The organism is Polaromonas sp. P1_G1, from assembly GCF_056405595.1.
Map to the genome: position 1 here is coordinate 15,721 of NZ_JBFUBU010000002.1, position 20,931 is coordinate 36,651.

A 20,931-nucleotide genomic window follows, 5' to 3' on the forward strand; every position below is an offset into this window, starting at 1 on the left:
GCTCCCTTCGCTGGATGGGGACATCGTGGGTTGCCGGGAGCGCTGTGATTTCATCTTGGTGTTCTCGTCCATGTCAGTGGCTGGTGCCCAGGTAGGCCCGGATCACGTCTTCGTTGTTGCGTACTTCGTCGGGGGTGCCGTCGCCGATTTTTTTGCCGTAGTCGAGCACCACGACGCGGTCGGAGATGTCCATCACCACGCCCATGTCGTGTTCGATCAGCACGACGGTGGTGCCGAACTCGTCGTTSACGTCGAGCACAAAGCGGCACATGTCCTGCTTTTCCTCGACGTTCATGCCGGCCATGGGTTCGTCGAGCAGCAGCACCTGCGGCTCCATGGCCAGCGCACGGCCCAGGTCGACGCGTTTTTGCAGGCCGTAGGGGAGCTGGCCGACGGGCGTCTTGCGGTAGGCCTGGATTTCCAGGAAGTCGATGATTTTTTCGACCGCCTCGCGGTGCATGATTTCTTCTTTTTCGGCCGGGCCWATGCGCAGKGCCTGCAGCAGSAKGTTGCTTTTGATCTTCAGGTTGCGGCCSGACATGATGTTGTCSAGCACRCTCATGCCCTTGAACAGCGCCAGGTTCTGGAAGGTGCGCGCCACGCCCATCACGGCCACCTGGTGGCTGTTCATGTGCTTGAAGGTCTGGCCGCGGAAGGTGATGGAGCCCTGCTGCGGCGCATAGACGCCGTTGATGCAGTTGAGCATGGAGCTTTTGCCGGCGCCGTTGGGGCCGATGATGGCGCGGATCTCATGCTCTTTGACATTGAACGAGATGTCCGACAGGGCCTTGACGCCGCCGAAGTTCAGGGTGATGTTCTTGACGTCGAGGATGACGTCGCCGATCTTCTTGCTCATGCTGCGGCCTTCACGGGGGCAAAAGTCTGGGCGTCGCTGATCTTCAGCGTCGCGCTCACGCTGCCGCTGCGGCCGTCCTCGAATTTCACGACGGTTTCGATGAACTGTTCGGTTTTGCCGCCGTAGAGCGCGTCGATCAGTGGCTGGTATTTTTCGGCGATAAAGCCGCGCCGCACCTTGTTGGTCCGGGTGAGTTCGCCGTCGTCGGCGTCCAGTTCCTTGTGCAGCACCAGGAAGCGGCTGATCTGCGAGCCGGCCAGCAGGGCGTCCACGCTGAGGTCGGCGTTGACTTTCTCGACGCATTCCTTGATGAGCTGGTAGACCTCGGGCTTTTGCGCCAGGTCGGTGTAGCCGGCATAAGGCAGGTTGCGGCGCTCAGCCCAGTTGCCGACGGCGTCGAAGTCGATGTTGAGCATCACGCAGACCTGGTCGCGGCCGTCGCCGTAGGCCACGACTTCCTTGATGTGCGGGAAGAACTTGAGCTTGTTCTCCACGTATTTGGGGGCGAACATCGCGCCGTCGTTGGCGCCGCCCTTGATGCGGCCCACGTCTTTCACGCGGTCGATGATCTTGAGGTGGCCGCCGGCGTCGATAAAGCCCGCGTCGCTGGTGTGGTACCAGCCGTCGGCGCTCAGCACCTCGGCGGTGGCCGTGGGATTTTTGTAGTATTCCTTGAGCAGCCCGGCCGACTTGACGAGGATCTCCCCGTTGTCGGCCACCTTGATCTGCACGCCGCTGATCGGCACCCCTACCGTATCGGCGCGCGCCTCGTTGTCCGGCTGCAGACAGACAAACACGGCGGTCTCTGTCGAGCCATACAGCTGTTTGAGGTTGATGCCGATGGAGCGGTAAAAGGTGAAAAGGTCGGGACCTATGGCCTCGCCGGCGGTATACGCCACGCGCACGCGCGAAAAACCCAGGGTGTTGCGCAGCGGGCCATAGACCATCACGCTGCCCAGCGCATACAGCAAGCGGTCCATGCCGACTACAGGCTTGCCGTCCATCAGCGCCGGGCCGGCGCGTTTGGCCACCTCCATGAAATAGTTGAACATGCCGCGCTTGATGCGGCCCGCGTCTTCCATGCGGATCATCACGGTGGTCAGCAGGCTTTCGAAAATCCGCGGTGGCGCAAAGTAATAGGTCGGGCCGACTTCTTTCAGGTCTATGGTCACCGTGCTGGCGCTCTCGGGGCAGTTGACCACGTAGCCGCAGGCCAGCCACTGCGCATAGCTGAAGATATTCTGGCCGACCCACGCGGGTGGCAGGTAGGCCAGCACTTCCTCGCCGGAGGTGAGTTTGTCGAAATCAGCGCCGGCCTTGGCGCGGTCCAGCAAGGTGTTGTGCGTGTGGACCACGCCCTTGGGATTGCCCGTGGTGCCCGACGTGAAGAACATCGCGGCCACGTCGTCCGGCAGGGCTTTTTCGACTTCGGCCCTGAAGAAATCCGGCTGGCCAGCGGAAAAGCCGCGGCCCGTGTCCAGCAGCGCATCGAGCGACTGCAAGCCGGCCTCGGCATAGTTGCGCAGGCCGCGCGGGTCGTCATAAACGATCTGGTCCAGCTGCGGGCACTGGCCGCGAATCTCGAGCAGCTTGTCGACCTGCTCCTGGTCTTCCACCAGCGCGAAGCGCACGTCGGCATTGTTGATGGGGAAGATGCATTCGGCGCCCACGGCGTCCTGGTAGAGCGGAATCGGAATGGCGCCCAGCGCCTGGGCGGCCAGCATGGTGGCGTACAGGCGCGGCCGGTTGGCGCCGATGATGACCATGTGCTCGCCGCGCCGCAGGCCCAGCTGGTGCAGGCCGCAGGCGATGTGCTCGACCAGCAGCGCCATGCCGGCCCAGCTGTGCGCCTGCCAGATGCCGTACTCTTTTTCGCGCATGGCGGCGGCGCCGGGGCGCTCGGCCGCATGTTTGAGCAGCAATCGTGGGAACGTGGTCTGCATTCGCTTTCTTGTCTCCGTTCTGGTGCGGCTTTTTCGGTGAAAACCGCGGGTATGGGTCGAATAGTAGGACCGGCTTTGACGCTATGGTGTCATTGCGACGACAATTTCCGGGTAAGTCCTACTGGGGTGTGCCCGGGGTCCGCCCGGTTTATCGGATAAAGCGCCCGTCGCGCGAAACCATGGTCAGTTCCACAAAACGCGAGGCATTGCGGGCCGAATCGCTGAAGCTGACCTCGAAGCCACCCAGGTCGTAGCGCTTCAAGTTCCAGGTGCTGTCGATGAAGGTGGCGCGCGTCGGGTTCTTGCCCGCGCGGCGCAGCGCTTCGGCGAACACGCGGGCATTGATGTAGCCCTCCAGCGCCAGGTGCGAAGGCTCCAGCGCGACGCCGGCGGCCTTCCAGGCCTGCTGGAATTCGCGCACCATGGGCACCACGGTGTTGCCCGGCAGCGGCACTACCTGCGACACCGCGATGCCGGTGGCGTCCTCGCCCATGGCCTTGAGCGTGGCGGCCGCGCCCATGATGGACAGCGCGTAAAGCGACAGCCCCTTGCGCTGTGCGCGTATCGCTTTCACGAACTCGATGGTCGGTTTGCCGGCCAGGCCCACCAGCACGGCTTCCGGGCTGGACGCCGCGATTTTGACCGCCGCCGCGCCGGCATCCGAAGCGTTGTTTTCCACGGTGACGATGGCCGTCGCTTCCAGCTTGTGTTTGGCCATGGACCGCTGGGTGGCGTCGAAGACCTCCTTGCCGAAGGAGTTGTTCTGGTAGGCGATGGCGATGCGCCGTATGCCTATGGTCGCCAGGTGCTGCACCAGTTGCTCGGCTTCGTCGGCGTAACTCGCGCGTATGTTGAACACGTTGCGCGCGTTGGCCGGCCGCGCCGACAGCGCGCCCGAGAAGGGCGCGAAGAAGGGCATGCCCGACTCCATCACCTGCGGCAGCATGGCCTCGATCATGGGCGTGCCCATGCAGTTGAAGAGCGCGAAATTGCTTTTGTCGTCGATAAAGCCTTTCACGTTGCCGAGCGCGCGCTTGACGTCGTAGCCGTCGTCGGCCACCGTGAGCTCGATGGGCCGGCCGTTCACGCCGCCTTTGGCATTGATGCCGGCAAAGCAGGCCTTGGCCCCCTGGTGCATGGCCTGGCCCAGCTCACCCAGCGGCCCGCTCAGCGCGATGGATTGCGCGATGCGCACCGGGCCGCTGTTGTCCTGCGCGCGCGCCGGGCCGTAGAGCGCGGCCGGTACGGCGGCGAGTGCGCCCAGCATGCGGCGGCGCGTCAGGCGGGCACGGGCCGGCGGCGAATCGATTTTCGAGGTGATGAAAGGGATGGAAGGGGCTGTCATGGGGGTGTCTCCTGGTCGTTGTGGGCTCGTGGCGGGCTTGTTCCAGGCTCTTGGTGGCTTGTCTCCGCGGGGCCGATGCTATGCTTTGGAAAGCAGGTCAACTGTCTGCGCGACGACAATCCAAGGGTTGCGCCCGCCCCGGACTTTCCCTGATCCGCCACCCCTGTTTCTGCTTGAACATTGCGAGCATGGCCACTGAGTCACCCCTTCACCAACGCCGCAGGACGCCCACGCCGGACGAATTGCGCGGCATTCCCTGGCTGCCTTTGCTGCTGCCGGATGAACGCGCGCGCGCGTTGGCGGGGCTGCAGGTGGGCGACGCCGCGCCGGGCGACTATGTGTGCCGTGTCGGCAAGCCGGTGACCTACTGGTTCGGCGTGGTGGAGGGCTTGCTCAAGATGAGCAGCGACAACGAGCAAGGCATGACCATGACCTTTACCGGCGTGCCGCCCGGCGGCTGGTTCGGTGAAGGCACGGCGCTCAAGCGCGAGCCCTACCGCTACAACATCCAGGCCTTGCGCAAAAGCGTGGTGGCCGGGCTGCCGGTGGAAACCTTTCACTGGCTGCTGGACCATTCCATCGGCTTTAACCGCTTTGTAATGAACCAGCTCAACGAGCGCCTGGGCCAGTTCATCGCCGCGCGCGAAATCGACCGCATGAACAACCCCGACATCCGCGTGGCGCGCAGCCTGGCCTCGCTGTTCAACCCGGTGCTCTACCCGGGCGTGGGCGAAATCCTGCGCATCACGCAGCAGGAACTGGCTTACCTGGTCGGCCTGTCACGCCAGCGCGTGAACGAAGCGCTCAACGCCTTGCAGGCCCAGGGCTTTATCCGCATCGAATACGGCGGCCTGCGCGTGCTGGACCTGGAGGCGCTGCGCTCCAGTGTGTTCGCGGGCGAGGGTGAGGATTTGGCTCCCCGCACAGGCCCTAGCCGGTGATACCGGCGATGGCCTGGCGCAGGTTGTCGCGGGCGCGCGCTTCCAGCGCGGCCCGGAAATGCGGCGTGCTGTAGATAAAGGGCCGGCCCAGGAAGGCGCAAAGGATCTCCCCGCGCTTCTGGCGGAATATCTCTGCGGGAACGAAAGCGTATTCCTGCCGTATTTGTTCTTCGTACTCGGCAAAGCGGGGCGGCAAGGCGCCCAGGATGGACAGGTCCACGTCCACCAGCAGCTTCGCATCGGGCGACACCGGCAGTGCGCTGTGGCAGGTGGCCATGATCAGCTCGTCCACCCGCTGCACGATGGCGGGCAGCGCGCCGTGGCCTTCCAGCACTTCGCACGCCCAGTCGGCGCTTTTCCGTTCGTTGTCGTGGCGATGGGTGTCGTAGATCCCGTCATGGAACCAGAGCGCGATCTCAACCTCACCGGGGTGTTCAGCCAGGTGGCGCACAGCTTCGAAATGCGCGAGGCATTCCGCAAGGTGCTGCAGCGTGTGGTACTTGCGATGGGGCTCCGAGTAGCGCGCGACCAGCTCGTCAAACACGCTGCCGGCGATAGTCCGGGCTGTCACGGCATTCGCGCAGCGTTCCCAGGAACGGGCCAGGATGTCTGGAGCGGAATGTGGCATCAATACAGCGTCGATTTCTGCCGCGCGGGGAGTTCGCGGTCGTATTTGTCGCCGTCGATGGCCGCCGACGTCAGCGCCTGCAGCATGGCGCCGGGCGTGGGCACGTCGGGCCGGCCTTGCGGCACGGCCTGCCAGAGCTTTGAGCGCTGGATGGCTCGCGCGCACTGGAAGAACACCGACTCGACATGGATCACGACGACGCAATGCGGCGGCTTTCCTTCCATGGCAAAGCGTTGCAGCAGGTCGGGTGCGGTCGTGATGGTGGCCCGGCCGTTCACGCGCAGTGTTTCGCCCGCGCCGGGAACCAGGAACAGCAGCGCCACGCGCGGATCGACCAGCAGGTTGCGCAGGCTGTCGATGCGGTTGTTGCCGCGGCGCTCCGGCAGCAGCAGGGTTTTGTCATCCTGGATTGCGACAAAACCCGGCGGGTCTCCGCGCGGCGAGGCGTCCAGGCCACCGGGCCCGGCAGTGGCCAGCACCGCGAAAGGCGAGGCCTGGATCAGCGCCTGGTAGGCTGGGTGCAGATAGTCCACCTCTTTTTTGAGGGAGGCGTCACCGACGGCGCCGAACAGCGCCTCCAGTTGCGGCAGGCTGGTGATGGCGTGGGGATCGGTTTGTGCGTTCATGTGCATGACTTTATCGCTTTGTTTTTTTTGGCGGCGGCTGCGGGGGCAGGCGCGCACAGCGCCTCCACCAGCTTGATGGCCGGCACCGACAGTTGCTCAAAGCGGCGCGCGCAGATCAACAGCTGGCGGTCGGCCCAGCTGTCGGACAGCTTGAGCAGGCGCAGCTTGCCCGCACCCGCATGGCGTTCGGCCGCGACAGCCGGCACCACGGCCACGCCGACACCGGCCTCCACCATGCGGCAGACGGCGTCAAAACTGCGCAGCCGTATGCGCGTGCGCATACGCAGCCCCAGGCGCCCGGCCTGCAGGGCCAGGTGCTGCTGCAGCGCGCTGTCCTCGCCCAGGCCGACGAAGTCATGGGCCAGCGCTTGCGCGAACGAAATCTGTCGCAGGCGGCCGAAGCCGCTGCCTTGCGGGACCACCAGCACCAGCTGGTCGCGGCGGAAGGGCCGGGACTCCAGGCTGGAAATATCGGCGGAGTCGGCCACGATGCCGAGGTCGGCCACCTGGTCCAGCAGCTGCGACACGATCACGTGGCTGGGTCGCTCTTCGAGGTCGACGTCGATGGCCGGATGGGTGTTGAGGAAGTCCGCCAGCGCCTGCGGCAGGTAGTCGGTGATGGCGGCGGTGTTGGACAGCAGGCGCACCCGGCCCGCCAGGCCGCCAGCGTAGTCGGCTATCTCGCCGTGCATGCGCTCTATCTGCTGCAACACCAGCCGCGCATGGTGGGCCACGGCCAGGCCGGCTTTGGTCGGTTTGACGCCGGCGCGCAGGCGCTCCAGCAGCGGAACGCCCAGAGCGTCCTCCATGCCGCGAATACGCGCGCTGGCCGAGGCCAGCGCGAGGTGCGAAAGCTTGCTGCCGGCCGTGATGCTGCCGGTGTCGATGACGTGCAGGAAGAGCCGCAGGTCGACGAGGTCAAATCGGAGGGTGGCGGGCATGGGTGGCGGTGTGGTCTCAGCCTTCGGCAATGGCGAAGGCTGCCAGCGCATGTTACCGCTTGAGCGTGAACGCGTCGCTGCGCAGAATCGGCTGCATGAACTGGATAAACAATCTCACGGGCTCGGGGCATGAAACCCTTTTGATGGGTGTGGTTGCCGCGGTATTCCTGCTGGCCGGCCTGGTCAAGGGCGTGGTCGGCCTGGGCCTGCCGACGCTGTCCATGGGCCTGCTGGCCGGCGTGATGCCGCCCGCGCAGGCAGCGGTGATTTTGATCCTGCCTTCGTTTCTGACGAATGCCTGGCAGATGTGGGACGGCGCCGCGCTGGGCCGGCTGGTCAGGCGGCTCTGGCCTTTGCAACTGGGCGTGGCGGCCGGCACGTTGTGGATGCCCGTGAGCCTCGTCACCCTCGATGCCAATGTGGCCTCGGCGGGCCTTGGGGCGGCATTGATGGCCTATGCCGTGCTGGGGCTGGCGGCCGCTCCGCTGGCTGTGCCCCGCCGCGGCGAGGCGCTTTGTTCCGGCGTCACGGGACTCATCACCGGCGCCATCACGGCGGCCACGGGCGTTTTTGTCTTTCCGGCGGTGCCTTACCTGCAGGCCCTGTCGCTGAGGAAAGACGAGCTGGTGCAGGCGCTGGGGTTGTCCTTCACCGTTTCCACCATCGCGCTCTTTGCGCGCCTGGCGCTCGAAGGCTCATTTTCGGCCGCGGCCTTGCCCGGCGGCTGGAGCTGGCTGGTGGCCTTGCCTGCGGCATTGCTGGGGATGGCGGCGGGCCAGATGCTGCGCGGCCGGCTGAATGAGAAAAACTTCAAGCGGCTGTTCTTTGCGGGCTTGCTGGCCATAGGCCTTTATATGGTGGTTGGCAGCGCGATACGCTGGCTTGCGGGCTAAGGCCTTACGCGCAGGCATTGGTTCAAGGCCGGTTTTTACGCTTTCTTTATACCGGCCGCCGGTCTTTCATCCCCGTTTTTACACGCCGGATCCGAAACTTCTTCCATCGCTATTGCCTGGAGAAGATCATGGATCTCGCGTTTATTCTTGGTGCCGCCGCCCTGTGGGGTGTGATGGTCTTGCTGGTCTGGGGCTTCCAGAGGCTCGAAAAATCCGAAGGGGGCCGTTCATGATCCCCCTCGACGTCTTGTACGGCTTCGGCGGCGTCTGCGCCATCGTGCTGCTCACCTACCTCGTGTATGCGCTGATCTGCGCCGAGGAGTTTTGATGAGCCACTCGTCCTGGGGCCTGCTAGCCCTCTTTTTGGGGGCTCTGCTTGTCACCGCCTGGCCGCTGGGTATCTGGCTGGCCCGCATTTATTCCGGCAGCCTTCCCAACTGGATGCACAAGGCGGAAGCGCCGCTGTACCGCCTGGCCGGCACCTCGGCCGATACGAGCATGAAATGGTCGCAGTACGCGCTGGCCTTGCTGGCCTTCAATGCGCTGGGCGTGCTGGCCGTTTATGCCTTGCAGCGCCTGCAGGTGTGGCTGCCGCTGAACCCAGCCGGCATGGCCGCCGTGTCGCCCGACTCGGCCTTCAACACCGCCATCAGCTTTGTCTCCAACACCAACTGGCAGGGCTATGCCGGCGAGTCGACCATGAGTTACCTCACGCAGATGCTGGTGCTGGCGGTGCAGAACTTTTTCTCCGCCGCCACCGGCATCGCGGTGGTGTTCGCGCTGTTCCGAGGTTTTGCCGCACGGGCCACGGGCGCCATCGGCAACTTCTGGGTGGACGTCACGCGCATCACGGCCTGGCTGCTGTTGCCGCTGTCGCTGGTGTTCGCGATTTTTCTGGTGGGGCAGGGCGTGATCCAGAACTTTGACGGCTACAAGGAGGTGGCGACGCTGGAGACCACGTCGTACCAGATGCCCAAAACCGGCGCCGACGGCCAGGCCCTCAAAGACGACAAGGGGAATCCCGTGATGGAAGACGCCAAGACCGGCACGCAGACCCTGGCCATGGGCCCGGTCGCCTCGCAGGAGGCTATCAAGATGCTGGGCACCAACGGCGGCGGCTTCTTTAACGCCAACTCGGCCCACCCTTATGAGAACCCGACGGCGCTGAGCGACTTCTTCCAGATGCTGTCCATCTTCCTGATTCCTGCGGCGTTGTGCTTTGCTTTCGGCCGCGCGGTGGGCGACACCCGCCAGGGCTGGGCTGTGCTGGCTGCGATGACGCTGCTGTTTGTGCTTGCCGTTGTGGCCATCACGCCGGCCGAACAGGCCGGCAACCCCTCGCTGCCCCCCCTGGGTGTGGACCAGGCGGCCAGCGCGCTGCAGGCCGGCGGCAATATGGAAGGCAAGGAAACCCGCTTCGGCATCAATGCCTCCAGCCTGTTCGCGGTGATCACCACGGCGGCGTCATGCGGTGCGGTCAATGCCATGCACGACTCCTTCACGCCGCTGGGGGGCATGGTGCCCATGGTGATGATGCAACTCGGCGAGGTGGTGTTCGGCGGTGTGGGCACCGGCCTCTAYGGCATGCTGGTCTTCGCCATCCTGGCGGTGTTCATCGCCGGCCTGATGATTGGCCGCACACCGGAATACCTGGGCAAGAAGATCGAGTCGCACGAGATGAAGCTGGTCTCGATCACCATCCTGGTCACGCCCATCCTGGTGCTGGCCGGTACGGCCGTCGCGGTGCTGGCAGGCGCCGGCAAGGCSGGYATTGCCAACCCSGGCGCSCATGGGTTYTCTGAAATTCTKTAYGCGCTGACKTCGGCCGSCAAYAACAACGGCAGCGCCTTYGCGGGCCTGTCGGCCAACACGCCSTTCTACAACACGCTGCTGGGTTTGGTGATGTCGCTGGGCCGTTTCGGTGTCATCGTGCCGGTGCTGGCGATTGCCGGCGCACTGGCCGCCAAGAAGCGCCTGCCCGTCACGGCCGGCACCATGCCCACGCACGGCCCGCTGTTCGTGATGCTGCTGATAGGCACCGTGCTGCTGGTGGGCCTGCTCAATTACGTACCCGCCCTGGCACTGGGCCCGGTGGTCGAGCATTTGATGCTCTGGCCAGCCCATTGAATCGCAGCGAAAGAGAAGTGATATGACTACCCAAAAACCATTTGTGCTGCTGGATCCCGCGCTGCTCAAGCCCGCCATCGCCGCTTCGTTCACCAAGCTGAACCCGCGCGTGCAGTGGCGTAACCCGGTGATGTTTGTCGTCTACATCGGCAGCATATTCACCACCTTGCTGGGCCTGCAGGCCTTGCAGGGTCAGGGTGAGGCGCCAGCAGGTTTTATTCTGGCGGTGGCCGTCTGGCTATGGTTTACCGTGCTGTTCGCCAACTTTGCCGAGGCGCTGGCCGAGGGCCGCAGCAAGGCGCAGGCGGCCTCGCTGCGCAGCCTCAAAAAAAGCACCTGGGCCAAAAAATTCAAGGAAACCAACAGCAAGGTCTTCCACGGCACTGCCTGGTTGCCTGAACAAGCCGAGAACCTGCGCAAGGGCGCGGTGGTGTTCGTCGAAGCCGGCGACATGGTCCCGCTGGACGGCGAGGTCATCGAAGGCGTGGCCTCGGTCGACGAAAGCGCCATCACCGGCGAATCGGCGCCTGTGGTGCGTGAATCGGGCGGCGACTTCTCGGCCGTGACTGGGGGCACGCGCGTGCTGTCCGACTGGCTGGTGGTGCGCATCGTGGTGAACCCCGGCGAGTCCTTCCTGGACCGCATGATCAGCATGGTCGAGGGCGCCAAGCGCCAGAAGACGCCCAATGAAATCGCGTTGACGATTTTGCTGGTGGCGTTGACCATCGTGTTCCTGGTGGTCACGGTGACGCTGCTGCCCTTCTCGGTGTTCAGCGTGGGCGCGGCGGGCGCGGGCACCGTGGTCAGCATCACCGCGCTGGTGGCCCTGCTGGTCTGCCTGATCCCGACCACGATAGGCGGCCTGCTGTCGGCCGTGGGCGTGGCCGGCATGAGCCGCATGATGCAGGCTAATGTCATCGCCACCTCGGGCCGCGCAGTAGAAGCCGCCGGCGACGTGGACGTGCTGCTGCTCGACAAAACCGGCACCATCACGCACGGCAACCGCCAGGCGGCTACCTTTTTGCCGGCACCCGGCGTGACCGGTGCGAAACTGGCCACTGCCGCGATGCAGGCTTCCATGGCCGATGAAACGCCTGAGGGCCGAAGCATCGTCGCACTGGCCCAGCGTTTGGGTGCCAGCGAAGCCTTGGTGGGTGACAGCCACGAGGTTCCGTTCACCGCCCAGACGCGCATGAGCGGCATCGACGTGCAGCGCCCCGACGGCAGCGTGCGCCAGCTGCGCAAGGGCGCGGTMGATGCGATCCGCAAACATGTGGAGGCGCTGGGCGGCAACGTGCCGGCCGAGGTGCTGCGCGSKGCMGAYGAAGTGKCGCGCCGCGGCAGCACGCCGCTGGCKGTRGCCGACGGCAATGCCGTGCTGGGCATCGTGGAGCTCAAGGACATTGTCAAGGCCGGCATCAAGGAGCGTTTCGGCGAGCTGCGCCGCATGGGCATCAAGACGGTGATGATCACCGGCGACAACAAGCTCACGGCCGCCGCCATCGCCGCCGAAGCCGGTGTCGACGACTTCCTGGCCGAAGCCACGCCTGAAGACAAACTCAAGCTGATACGCCAGTACCAGGCCGAAGGCCGGCTGGTGGCGATGATGGGAGACGGCACCAACGACGCGCCGGCCCTGGCCCAGGCCGACGTGGCGGTGGCCATGAACAGCGGCACCCAGGCCGCCAAGGAAGCCGCCAACATGGTGGACCTGGATTCCAACCCGACCAAGCTGCTGGAGGTGGTGGAGACCGGCAAGGCCTTGCTGATGACGCGCGGCTCGCTCACCACCTTCTCCATCGCCAACGACGTGGCCAAGTACTTTGCCATCATCCCGGCGATTTTTGTGAGCACCTACCCGCAGCTGGCCGCGCTCAATGTGATGCGCCTGGGCAGCCCCTCGACAGCGATTTTGTCGGCGGTGATCTTCAACGCGCTGATCATCATGTTCCTGATCCCTCTGGCGCTCAAGGGCGTGAAGTACCGGCCCGTTGGCGCGGCGGCACTGCTGCGCCGCAACCTGCTGATTTACGGCCTGGGTGGGCTGATCGTGCCCTTTATCGGCATCAAGGCGATTGATCTCGTCCTAGTCGCGATGAACCTCACGAACTGAACCCAAAGGAAACCTTATGACAACCATACTTCGCCCCGCACTCGTGATGTTCACCGTGCTGACCCTGGCTACCGGCGTCGCCTACCCGCTGGTGGTGACGGGCGCCGCGCAGTCGCTGTTCCCGTCGCAGGCCGCTGGAAGCCTGCTCGTGCGTGACGGCAAGGCCGTGGGCTCCGCGCTGATAGGCCAGAACTTCAGCGATCCCGCCCATTTCTGGGGCCGCCCCTCCGCCACCGGGCCCATGCCCTACAACGCCGCGGCTTCCAGCGGCGCCAACCAGGGGCCGCTCAATCCCGCGCTGGTTGATGCCGTCAAGGGCCGTATTGAGGCCTTGCGTGCGGCCGACCCCGGCAATACCGCAGCGGTGCCGGTGGACCTGGTCACGGCCTCGGCCAGCGGGCTGGACCCGCACATCAGCCCCGCCGCGRCGCGCTACCAGGCAGTCCGCGTGGCAAAGGCGCGTGGCTTGCCGCTGGAGAAGGTTCAGGCCCTGGTCGAACAGCACACCGAGAAACCCTGGCCGGCCTTTCTGGGTGAGGCCCAGGTCCATGTGCTGCAGCTCAACCTGGCGCTGGAGGCTCTGCGCTAGGCCGGGCAGTCCACGCCCAGGCCCGATACCATGAGGCTCTTCCCAAAAATCCATGGCCATTTCCCCCGACGCCCGCCCCGACCCCGATGAACTCCTGGACCGCCTGCGCGGCGAGGAAGAAAAGGCGCGGCGCGGCCGTTTGCGCATTTACTTCGGCGCCAGCGCCGGCGTGGGCAAGACCTACGCCATGCTCAGCGCCGCGCAGCGCGAGCGCAAGGCCGGGCGGGACGTGCTGGTCGGCGTGGTCGAAACCCATGGCCGAAGCGAAACCATGGAGCTGCTGGCGGGACTGGAACAGCTGCCTTTGCAGGAGGTGGCCTACCGCGGCCGCACGCTGAAAGAGTTTGACCTCGACACGGCGCTGGCGCGCAAGCCGGCGGTGCTGCTGGTCGACGAACTCGCGCACAGCAATGTGGAGGGCTCGCGACACGCCAAGCGCTGGCAGGACGTGCACGAGCTGCTGGAGGCCGGCATCGAGGTCTGGTCGGCCGTCAATGTGCAGCACCTGGAAAGCCTGAACGGCACGGTGGGCGCGATCACCGGCATACGCGTGCATGAAACCGTGCCGGACACGGTGCTGGACGGCGCCGATGAAATCATCCTGGTCGACGTCACGCCCGACGAGCTGATGGCGCGGCTCAAGGCCGGCAAGGTCTACATGCCGCAGCAGGCCGAGCGCGCGGCGCAGAATTTTTTCCGCAAGGGCAATTTGATCGCGCTGCGCGAGATTGCCCTGCGGCGCACGGCTGAGCACGTGGAAGACGACGTGCGCAGCTACCGCATCGAGAAATCCATCGCCCCGGTCTGGAACACCGAAGGCGCGATCCTGGCTTGCATAGGCCCGCGGGCGGGCGCCGAGCAGACGGTGCGCACGGCGGCGCGGCTGGCCGGCCAGCTCAATGTGCGCTGGCATGCGGCGTATGTGGAAACACCGCGCCTGCAACTGCTGGAGGTCGCCGAGCGCGACCGCATCCTGGCCGTGATCCAGCTGGCCGAAGAACTGGGCGCGGCCACGGCAGTGCTGACGGGCAGCGATGCCGCCGCTGAACTGGTGACGCAGGCGCAGCAGCTCAATTGCGCGACGCTGGTGGTGGGACGGCCGCAACTGCCGGGCTGGCGCGCGCTGTGGGCCGGCCCCAGCATGACGCGCCGGCTGGCCATGCTGGCGCCCACGCTGGACATCGTCGAGGTGGGCCATGCCGACAGCGCGCGGCGGCTGGCGCGCGCCGTGCAGCGTTCGGCCGAGGAGGACGACGCGGCGGCATGGCAAGGCAAGCTGCCCGGCTATGCCTGGGCCGCGGCGGGTAGCGCGGCCGTCACGCTGCTGGCCCTGCCGCTGCTGGCTTATTTCGACCTGGCCAACATCGTGATGGTGTTCCTGATGGCCACGGTGCTGGTGGCGCTGAAGTTCGGGCGCGGGCCGGCGGCGCTGGCGGCTTTCCTCAATGTCGCGGCCTTTGATTACTTCTTTGTCGCGCCGCGCCTGTCCTTCGCCGTCAGCGACGTGCAATACCTGGTGACGTTCGGCGTGATGCTGGTGGTGGGCCTGCTGACCGGCCAGCTCACGGCGGGCCTGCGTTTCCAGGCGCGCATCGCGGCCAGCCGCGAGCGCCGCGCGCAGTCGCTGTTCGAGCTCACGCGCGATTTGTCGGCGGCTTTGCTGAGCGAGCAGGTCACCGAGCTCGGCGAGGCGGCCGCGCAGCGCAATTTCGGCGGCCAGGCGCTGGTGCTGGTGACCGACGGCCATGACCAGTTGCTGCCACCCGAAAAGCCGCCCGAGGACTTTGACGCCAGCGTGGCCGACTGGGTGTTTCGCAATGAACAGCCGGCCGGGCTGGCCACCGCCACCTTGTCGGCCCAGGCCTGGCATTACCTCCCGCTCAAGGCGCCCATGCGGGTGCGCGGCGTGCTGGCCGTCAAGCCCGCGCAGGCGCGCTGGCTGCTGATTCCCGAGCAGGTGCAGCAGCTGGAAACGCTGGCGCGCCAGGTGGCGATCGCGCTGGAGCGTGTGCATTACGTGGACGTGGCCCAGCAGGCGGTGGTGCAGATGGAGTCCGAAAAACTGCGCAACATGCTGCTGGCGGCAATCTCGCACGACGTGCGTACGCCGCTGACCGCGCTGATCGGCCTGGCCGATTCGCTGCAGCGCACGGCGCCGCCGCTCAGCGATGAACAGGCGCAGGCGGCGCGCGCCATCGCCGGCGAGGCACGCCACCTGAGCGCGCTGGTCAACAACTTGCTGGACATGGCGCGGCTGCAAAGCGGCGCCGTCAACTTGCGCAGTGACTGGCAGTCAGTCGAGGAAATCGTCGGCTCGGCGATACGCCAGGCCCAGCATGCGCTGGCCGGCAGGACCGTGGTGACGGCGCTTCCCGCCGACCTGCCGCTGGTCGAGTTTGATGCGGTGCTGATGGAGCGCGTGCTCGTCAACCTGCTGGAAAACGCCGCGAAGTACGGCAAGCCGCCGATTGAAGTGAGCGCCCAGGTGACGGACACCACACTGTTGCTCACTGTGCGCGACCACGGTCCCGGCCTGCCCGCCGCACTCAAAGGCCGCGAGCACGAGTTGTTCGAGAAATTCACGCGTGGCGAGGCCGAATCGGCTACACCGGGTGTGGGCCTGGGCCTGGCGATCTGCCAGGCGGTGGTGCAGGCGCACCGCGGGCAGATCACGGCCGCGAACGTTCCGCAAGCGGCGGGCGGTGGTGCAGAATTCACCGTCACCCTGCCGCGGCGCACGCCGCCCCAGGGCCTGCCCGAAACCGCCTGACCACACCATGTCGCATCCCGCTCCCGTTGCCGTCGTCATTGAAGACGAGCCGCAGATACGCCGCTTCGTGCGCGCGGCGCTGGAGGCCGAGGGCTGGCAGGTGTTCGAGGCCGACACCGCCAAACGCGGGCTGACCGAAGCCGGCACGCGCAAGCCCGATTTGCTGGTGCTGGACCTGGGCCTGCCCGACGGCGACGGGCTTGAACTGATTCGCGACGTGCGCGGCTGGTCGGCCGTGCCCATCGTGGTGCTGTCGGCGCGCGCCGCCGAGGCCGACAAGATCGCCGCGCTGGACGCCGGCGCCGACGACTACCTGACCAAGCCTTTCGGTGTGGGCGAGCTGCTGGCCCGGGTGCGCGCCAACCTGCGCCGCCCGCGCGGGGCCGGGGCCGACGGCGCGCCCGACGAACCGGTGTTCCGCTTCGGCGAGGTGGAGGTGGACCGCCAGGCGCGCCTGGTGCGGCGCGGCGGCGCGGAAGTGCACCTGACGCCCATCGAGTACCGGCTGCTCAACGTGCTGGTCAGCCATGCCGGCCGGGTGCTCACGCACCGGCAACTGCTGCGCGAAGTCTGGGGCCCGTCGCACGCGGAGCAAAACCACTATTTGCGCATCTATATGGGGCATTTGCGCCAGAAGCTTGAGGCGGACCCGGCGCAGCCCCAACACCTGCTGACCGAAACCGGGGTCGGTTACCGGCTCTGGGTGGGACAATAGCCTGAACAGCCGGTCACCCGGCCCGTCATCAAGTACCCCTCCCATGCAAGACCCCCTCAAACCCGGCCCAGGCCCCAAACCCGCGGGCGCCGCCGTCCGCATCCCCAAAGCCCCGGCCGCCGCACCGGGCGCGCCCGCGCCCACCGTGCGGCTGAACAAGCGCATGGCCGAGCTGGGCCTGTGCTCGCGCCGCGAGGCCGACGACTGGATCGCGCGCGGCTGGGTGCGCGTGAACGGCGCGCCCGCCGTGATGGGCCAGCCGGTGGCGGTGGATGCGCGCATCGAGATCGACCGCCAGGCCGAGCAACAGCAGCGCATGCAGGTCACCATCCTGATCAACAAGCCGGTCGGCTACGTCAGCGGCCAGGCCGAGGACGGGCACGAGCCGGCCGTGGTGCTGGTGCAGCCGCAAAACCGCTGGCGCGAATGCAACAGCCACATGCGCTGGGGCCATGAACAATTGCGCGGCCTGGCGCCGGCGGGCCGGCTGGACATCGACTCGATAGGCCTGCTGGTGTTGACGCAGGACGGGCGCGTGGCGCGCCAGCTGATYGGCGAAGACTCGGACATCGAAAAGGAATACCTGGTACGGGTCAGCTATGGGCCGGAAACCGTCAACGTGCAGTCGGTGTTCCCGCCCGAAAAACTGGCCCTGCTGAACCACGGCCTGARCCTGGACGGCCAGGCGTTGCGGCCCGCGAAGGTGTCGTGGCAAAACCCCGAACAGCTGCGTTTTGTGCTCAAGGAAGGCAAAAAACGCCAGATCCGCCGCATGTGCGAGCAGGTGGGGCTGTTTGTGACGGGGCTCAAGCGCGTGCGCATTGGCCAGGTCAACCTGGGGCACCTGCCTGTGGGGCAGTGGCGCTATCTGGCACCGCACGAGCGCTTCTAAAGCTGTTCCAGTCTTAAAGATGGCGCGGCCGGCGGTGCTGCACTGTCCTACCTGGAGGCGGGCCAACGGATGGCAGCGCCTGCCCCGCAGCGGCCTAAAGTGGGTCGTATGGCACTTATTACTTACCTCGTCGAGGACAACCAGATCGTCCTGGAGAACCTGATCGAGGCGCTCCAGGAAATCGCCGCTGTCCAGGTCACGGGCCATGGGGCCACCCAGGCCGAGGCCAGCCGGTGGCTGCGCGCGCACAACGGGGAGTGGCAGCTGGCCATCGTCGACCTTTTCCTGAAAGAGGGCAACGGCCTGGGCGTGCTGGCGGGCTGCCGCAACCGCGAGCCCTACCAGAAGGTCGTGGTGCTCACCAATTACGCCACGCCGGAAATCCGCCGCCGCTCCGCGGACCTGGGCGCCGACGCCGTGTTCGATAAATCCAGCGAGCTGGACGGCCTGTTTGCCTACTGCGCGGAGCAGACCGCGCATGAAGAGTCGGGCAAATTACGGCATTAGGGCCAGGGCTCGGGGCCAGGCGCTTCCAGAGCCGTCCCAACACCTGCTGGCGCGCATGCGGCTCTGCCTCCACAATCGGGCATGACCCCACCCGACCAGCCCGAAACGCCAGGGCCTTTTTCGCCGGGCCTGTTGCCCACCTGGCTGCATGTATCCGACATCCAGGGGCTGGCGCAGCTTGCCACGCAGGCCACGCTGGGTGTCACCGGCCTGGCCGAAAGCGTGCAGGGCAACATCTACAAGGCCGTCGCCGCGCCTTTCGGCCCGCTGGGCGCGAAATTCATCAATCGCATGCCGGGCGCCAGCGGCGTGCGCCCGCTGGGCATCACCGGCCTGGTGTACGGCGGCATCAAGGGTGTGACGCGGCTGGCCGGCGGCACGGCCAATGCCTTGCTGTCGCGCGCGGCGCCGCTAGCAGGGCCCCGGGCCTCGACGCCCCAGCGCGAGGCCATGCTGTCGGCGCTCAATGGCGTGCTGGGCGATCGCCTGGCGGAGACAGCCAACCCGCTGGCGATTTCCATGCGCCTGCGCCATCAGGGCCAGCCGCTGTTGCTGGAAGCGCAGGTGCTGGCCGCGCGCTTGCTGGATGCGACGGGCAAGCTGCTGGTGGTGGTGCACGGCCTGTGCATGAACGACCTGCAATGGAACAGCGCGGCGGCCGGCGGCTTCAAGGGCCACGGCGAACAGCTGGCGCACGAGCTCGGCTATACGCCCGTCTACCTGCACTACAACACCGGCCTGCACACTTCTGACAACGGCGAGCAACTGGCCGGGCTGCTGCAGCAACTGGTGAAGGCCTGGCCGCAGCCGGTTGAAAGCATCACGTTGCTGGTGCACAGCATGGGCGGCCTGGTCGCGCGCAGCGCCTGCCACCAGGCGGCCGAGGCCGGTTACAGCTGGCTGGCGCAGCTCAAGGCGTTGGTGTTCCTGGGAACACCGCACCACGGCGCGCCGCTGGAGCGCCTGGGCAGCTGGGTGGACGGTGTGCTGGGCGGCAACATCGTGACCAGACCGTTCGCCAGAATCGGCCAGGTGCGCAGCGCCGGCATCACCGACTTGCGCCACGGCAATGTGCTGCACGCCGACTGGCACGACGCGGGGCGTTTTGAGCGCGGGCCCGACGCCCGCCGGCCCGTGCCCTTGCCGGCCGATGTGGCCTGCTACACCGTCGCGGCCACCACGCTGGCGCCCGGCAAGGGGCCGTTGATGGCGGTGCGGGAGGCGCTGGCGCGCAAGATGGTCGGAGACGGGCTGGTGTCACTCGAAAGCGCACTGGGCCTGCATGCGGAGCCGGAGCGTTGCCTGGCGTTTGCGCCGGAAAACCAGTGGATCGCGCAGGGCATGAATCACATGGAACTGCTGAGCCGGCCTGAGGTGGGGCGGCAGCTGGTGCGCTGGCTGGATAAATAGTCTCGCGCCAAGGCTCAAGGGGTCTGCGCGACCCCAGCCCCGGCCGGAACCGGGCTACCAGGAGATGGTCAGCTCAAGCGGTTCCGTTGACCGCATGGGTTTTCCAGCCACGACGGCCAGCGCATTCAGGCGCTGGGCCTGTCCCGTTTTCCCGTTCGAGGCGCTGGCAATGGCCTGCACGTCCACCGTGGCGGGGCAGCTGATGCGCAGGGTTTCCTTGGGCCCGTCGGCTCGTCCCCGGTGGGTGCAGCGGTGGTCCGCCGTCACGGCCTCGCTGAAGGTGTTCAGCACGATGGTGACACCAAATGACGCTGAAGTGCTTTGCGCATGGAGCGCAGTGCAGGCCAGCAAAGCTTGCGTGGCAAGCAGGAAGCCGAAAACCGTCTTGAAAGTCCGCATGGCGTGTACTCCTGAATCTGTCAGTAGTAACGACCATTTTAGTTAAATTGATAAATTTAGTAAAAATTGATTCTGTAATTAATTCGTGAAATTTTTGGCAATATTCACCAAAATAGAAATAAAAGTCGATTTTCAAATCATATTTATCAATTTTGAGGCGAAGCCACGCGGGACCGCGACGCAAAGCGGTTGCGACGCACACGCGTAGGGGGTGGGCGCTGGCGCCCGATGGCAACTCGGCAGGAAGCGGGGCCCAGACGGATCAGCGGCTGATTTTGACGGCATGGCGTACTGCAGGCCTGCCCAGACAGAAAAACAGCGGTGATTGCCTCAGTAGGTGATGGTCAGGATACGTGTTTGCGTCTGGCTGCAGGTGGCACCGCCGCAGGTGCCGGATGTGTTACCGCCACCCAGGATGGTGCCGTTGATCGTGAAGTTTTCCGAGAAACCGGTGCCCGTGCGGTTACCGGGCGCGCTCAATGACAGGGTGTAGTTCAGGCCCAGCAAGGTGCCCCCCGGCGCGTCCAGGGTCATGGCGTAAATCTGATTAATCGTGCAGCGGACGGTGTAGGACGTATTGGCCGTCGCATTCGCTACCTGGAACGAGGTGTAGTTGAAGCTGATGCTGCCCGGGGGGGTGGTCAGCAGACACAGCGAGTTGTTGTTGATGGTCACCGGGAAGGTGCCATTCGACAGGTTGCCGGTGCCGCAACCTGTACCCAGGGAGTTGCACAGCCTCATGGTCACTGTGTCGGTAAAGAGGCCGGCGTTCTTGTTCTGGATGGCGGGGATGGTGGTGTAGTAGGTCTGGGTATGGGTGGCGAACAAGGTGGCGGCAGTGCCGAAATTGACGGTGCCGGCAAAGTCCAGCGCTGTGCTATTGCCCCACCGCTGGGTGAGGCCCGCGTCACGGTAGAGGTTGTAGTTCATCCTGGCTGCCCCTGTTCCTCCTGCTCCATTGAACGCCCGGTTGAAGCCGCCGCTTTCATGCAGGCCGTCGTCCGAGGTCAGGGTGTAGGCGAACGTGATAGCGTCGCCCGCTGTCCGGCTGCAGCTCACCGTAAAGCTTCCCGTGCCGTTGGTCGGGTTGGGATCGTTTTCGAAATAGTAAGCCGTGAAACCGGAAGAAGATACGTTGCAAACAATGGCGGCCTGGGCCCGCAGTGCGCAAATGCATAGCAGGGCTATCAGGATGCTGCGCAATGCGTAAGAAGCACTCATCGATTGACTCCGTTG

19 protein-coding genes are annotated in these 20,931 nt (G+C 65.7%); 11 read left to right on the forward strand and 8 right to left on the reverse strand.

Going from position 1 to position 20,931, the window contains the following annotated elements:
* Positions 1-73: 73 nt before the first annotated feature.
* From AC1D1Y_RS00995 to AC1D1Y_RS01005, 3 genes are all read right to left on the reverse strand, one after another.
* The gene (locus AC1D1Y_RS00995) at positions 74-856 is read right to left on the reverse strand and encodes an ABC transporter ATP-binding protein (protein ID WP_477680699.1); all 783 of its coding nucleotides are present in this window, start codon (positions 854-856) and stop codon (positions 74-76) included.
* On the reverse strand, positions 853-2,799 hold the full coding sequence (locus tag AC1D1Y_RS01000; protein ID WP_477680700.1) for an AMP-dependent synthetase/ligase: 1,947 nt from the start codon (positions 2,797-2,799) through the stop codon (positions 853-855). The genes AC1D1Y_RS00995 and AC1D1Y_RS01000 overlap by 4 nt, the downstream gene beginning before the upstream one ends.
* A gap of 148 nt (positions 2,800-2,947) precedes the next feature.
* Positions 2,948-4,144 carry an ABC transporter substrate-binding protein gene (locus tag AC1D1Y_RS01005; RefSeq protein ID WP_477680701.1) on the reverse strand — a complete coding sequence of 399 codons (1,197 nt, stop codon included), beginning with the start codon at positions 4,142-4,144 and terminating at the stop codon, positions 2,948-2,950.
* 188 nt (positions 4,145-4,332) lie between these two features.
* On the opposite strand from AC1D1Y_RS01005, the gene AC1D1Y_RS01010 reads away from it, so the two are divergent.
* Positions 4,333-5,085, forward strand: coding sequence for a Crp/Fnr family transcriptional regulator (locus tag AC1D1Y_RS01010; protein WP_477680702.1), 753 nt, complete (start codon positions 4,333-4,335; stop codon positions 5,083-5,085).
* Here the strand turns inward: AC1D1Y_RS01010 and AC1D1Y_RS01015 are convergent.
* Genes AC1D1Y_RS01015 through AC1D1Y_RS01025 form a run of 3 tightly spaced genes read right to left on the reverse strand, consistent with a single transcriptional unit; the run spans position 5,075 to position 7,280 of the window.
* Complete coding sequence (locus tag AC1D1Y_RS01015; protein WP_477680703.1) at positions 5,075-5,713, reverse strand: HD domain-containing protein; 639 nt, start codon at positions 5,711-5,713, stop codon at positions 5,075-5,077. The genes AC1D1Y_RS01010 and AC1D1Y_RS01015 overlap by 11 nt on opposite strands.
* Positions 5,713-6,339: a pyridoxamine 5'-phosphate oxidase family protein gene (locus tag AC1D1Y_RS01020; protein WP_477680704.1), complete on the reverse strand. Its 627-nt coding sequence runs from the start codon at positions 6,337-6,339 to the stop codon at positions 5,713-5,715. Before AC1D1Y_RS01020 ends, AC1D1Y_RS01015 begins: the two co-directional genes overlap by 1 nt.
* Positions 6,336-7,280 (reverse strand): LysR substrate-binding domain-containing protein, encoded by a 945-nt coding sequence (locus AC1D1Y_RS01025; protein ID WP_477680705.1) that lies wholly within the window; start codon positions 7,278-7,280, stop codon positions 6,336-6,338. The genes AC1D1Y_RS01020 and AC1D1Y_RS01025 overlap by 4 nt, the downstream gene beginning before the upstream one ends.
* Before the next feature lie 95 nt (positions 7,281-7,375).
* On the opposite strand from AC1D1Y_RS01025, the gene AC1D1Y_RS01030 reads away from it, so the two are divergent.
* The 10 genes from AC1D1Y_RS01030 (at position 7,376) to AC1D1Y_RS01075 (ending at position 19,296) form a co-directional block, all read left to right on the forward strand.
* On the forward strand, positions 7,376-8,173 hold the full coding sequence (locus AC1D1Y_RS01030) for a sulfite exporter TauE/SafE family protein (protein WP_477680706.1): 798 nt from the start codon (positions 7,376-7,378) through the stop codon (positions 8,171-8,173).
* Positions 8,174-8,402: 229 nt separating this feature from the next.
* Complete coding sequence (locus tag AC1D1Y_RS01035) at positions 8,403-8,501, forward strand: potassium-transporting ATPase subunit F (RefSeq protein ID WP_436156902.1); 99 nt, start codon at positions 8,403-8,405, stop codon at positions 8,499-8,501.
* Positions 8,501-10,300: a potassium-transporting ATPase subunit KdpA gene (kdpA, locus tag AC1D1Y_RS01040; RefSeq protein ID WP_477680707.1), complete on the forward strand. Its 1,800-nt coding sequence runs from the start codon at positions 8,501-8,503 to the stop codon at positions 10,298-10,300. The genes AC1D1Y_RS01035 and kdpA overlap by 1 nt, the downstream gene beginning before the upstream one ends.
* A gap of 22 nt (positions 10,301-10,322) precedes the next feature.
* On the forward strand, positions 10,323-12,413 hold the full coding sequence (gene kdpB / locus AC1D1Y_RS01045; RefSeq protein ID WP_477680708.1) for a potassium-transporting ATPase subunit KdpB: 2,091 nt from the start codon (positions 10,323-10,325) through the stop codon (positions 12,411-12,413).
* A 16-nt stretch (positions 12,414-12,429) separates the two neighbouring features.
* Positions 12,430-13,002 (forward strand): potassium-transporting ATPase subunit KdpC, encoded by a 573-nt coding sequence (gene kdpC, locus AC1D1Y_RS01050; protein WP_477680709.1) that lies wholly within the window; start codon positions 12,430-12,432, stop codon positions 13,000-13,002.
* 52 nt (positions 13,003-13,054) lie between these two features.
* A complete protein-coding gene (locus AC1D1Y_RS01055; RefSeq protein ID WP_477680710.1) occupies positions 13,055-15,772 on the forward strand; it encodes a DUF4118 domain-containing protein in 2,718 nt (905 codons plus the stop codon).
* A 7-nt stretch (positions 15,773-15,779) separates the two neighbouring features.
* Positions 15,780-16,487: a two-component system response regulator KdpE gene (kdpE, locus tag AC1D1Y_RS01060; protein ID WP_477680711.1), complete on the forward strand. Its 708-nt coding sequence runs from the start codon at positions 15,780-15,782 to the stop codon at positions 16,485-16,487.
* A 43-nt stretch (positions 16,488-16,530) separates the two neighbouring features.
* Positions 16,531-17,379, forward strand: coding sequence for a pseudouridine synthase (locus AC1D1Y_RS01065; RefSeq protein ID WP_477680712.1), 849 nt, complete (start codon positions 16,531-16,533; stop codon positions 17,377-17,379).
* A gap of 108 nt (positions 17,380-17,487) precedes the next feature.
* Positions 17,488-17,886: a response regulator gene (locus AC1D1Y_RS01070; RefSeq protein ID WP_477680713.1), complete on the forward strand. Its 399-nt coding sequence runs from the start codon at positions 17,488-17,490 to the stop codon at positions 17,884-17,886.
* Positions 17,887-17,967: 81 nt separating this feature from the next.
* Positions 17,968-19,296, forward strand: coding sequence for an esterase/lipase family protein (locus tag AC1D1Y_RS01075; protein ID WP_477680714.1), 1,329 nt, complete (start codon positions 17,968-17,970; stop codon positions 19,294-19,296).
* 54 nt (positions 19,297-19,350) lie between these two features.
* Here the strand turns inward: AC1D1Y_RS01075 and AC1D1Y_RS01080 are convergent, their stop codons facing one another.
* Together AC1D1Y_RS01080 and AC1D1Y_RS01085 are read right to left on the reverse strand one after the other, a co-directional pair.
* Complete coding sequence (locus AC1D1Y_RS01080) at positions 19,351-19,695, reverse strand: hypothetical protein (protein WP_477680715.1); 345 nt, start codon at positions 19,693-19,695, stop codon at positions 19,351-19,353.
* A 330-nt stretch (positions 19,696-20,025) separates the two neighbouring features.
* A complete protein-coding gene (locus tag AC1D1Y_RS01085) occupies positions 20,026-20,916 on the reverse strand; it encodes a Csu type fimbrial protein (RefSeq protein WP_477680716.1) in 891 nt (296 codons plus the stop codon).
* Positions 20,917-20,931: the final 15 nt, after the last annotated feature.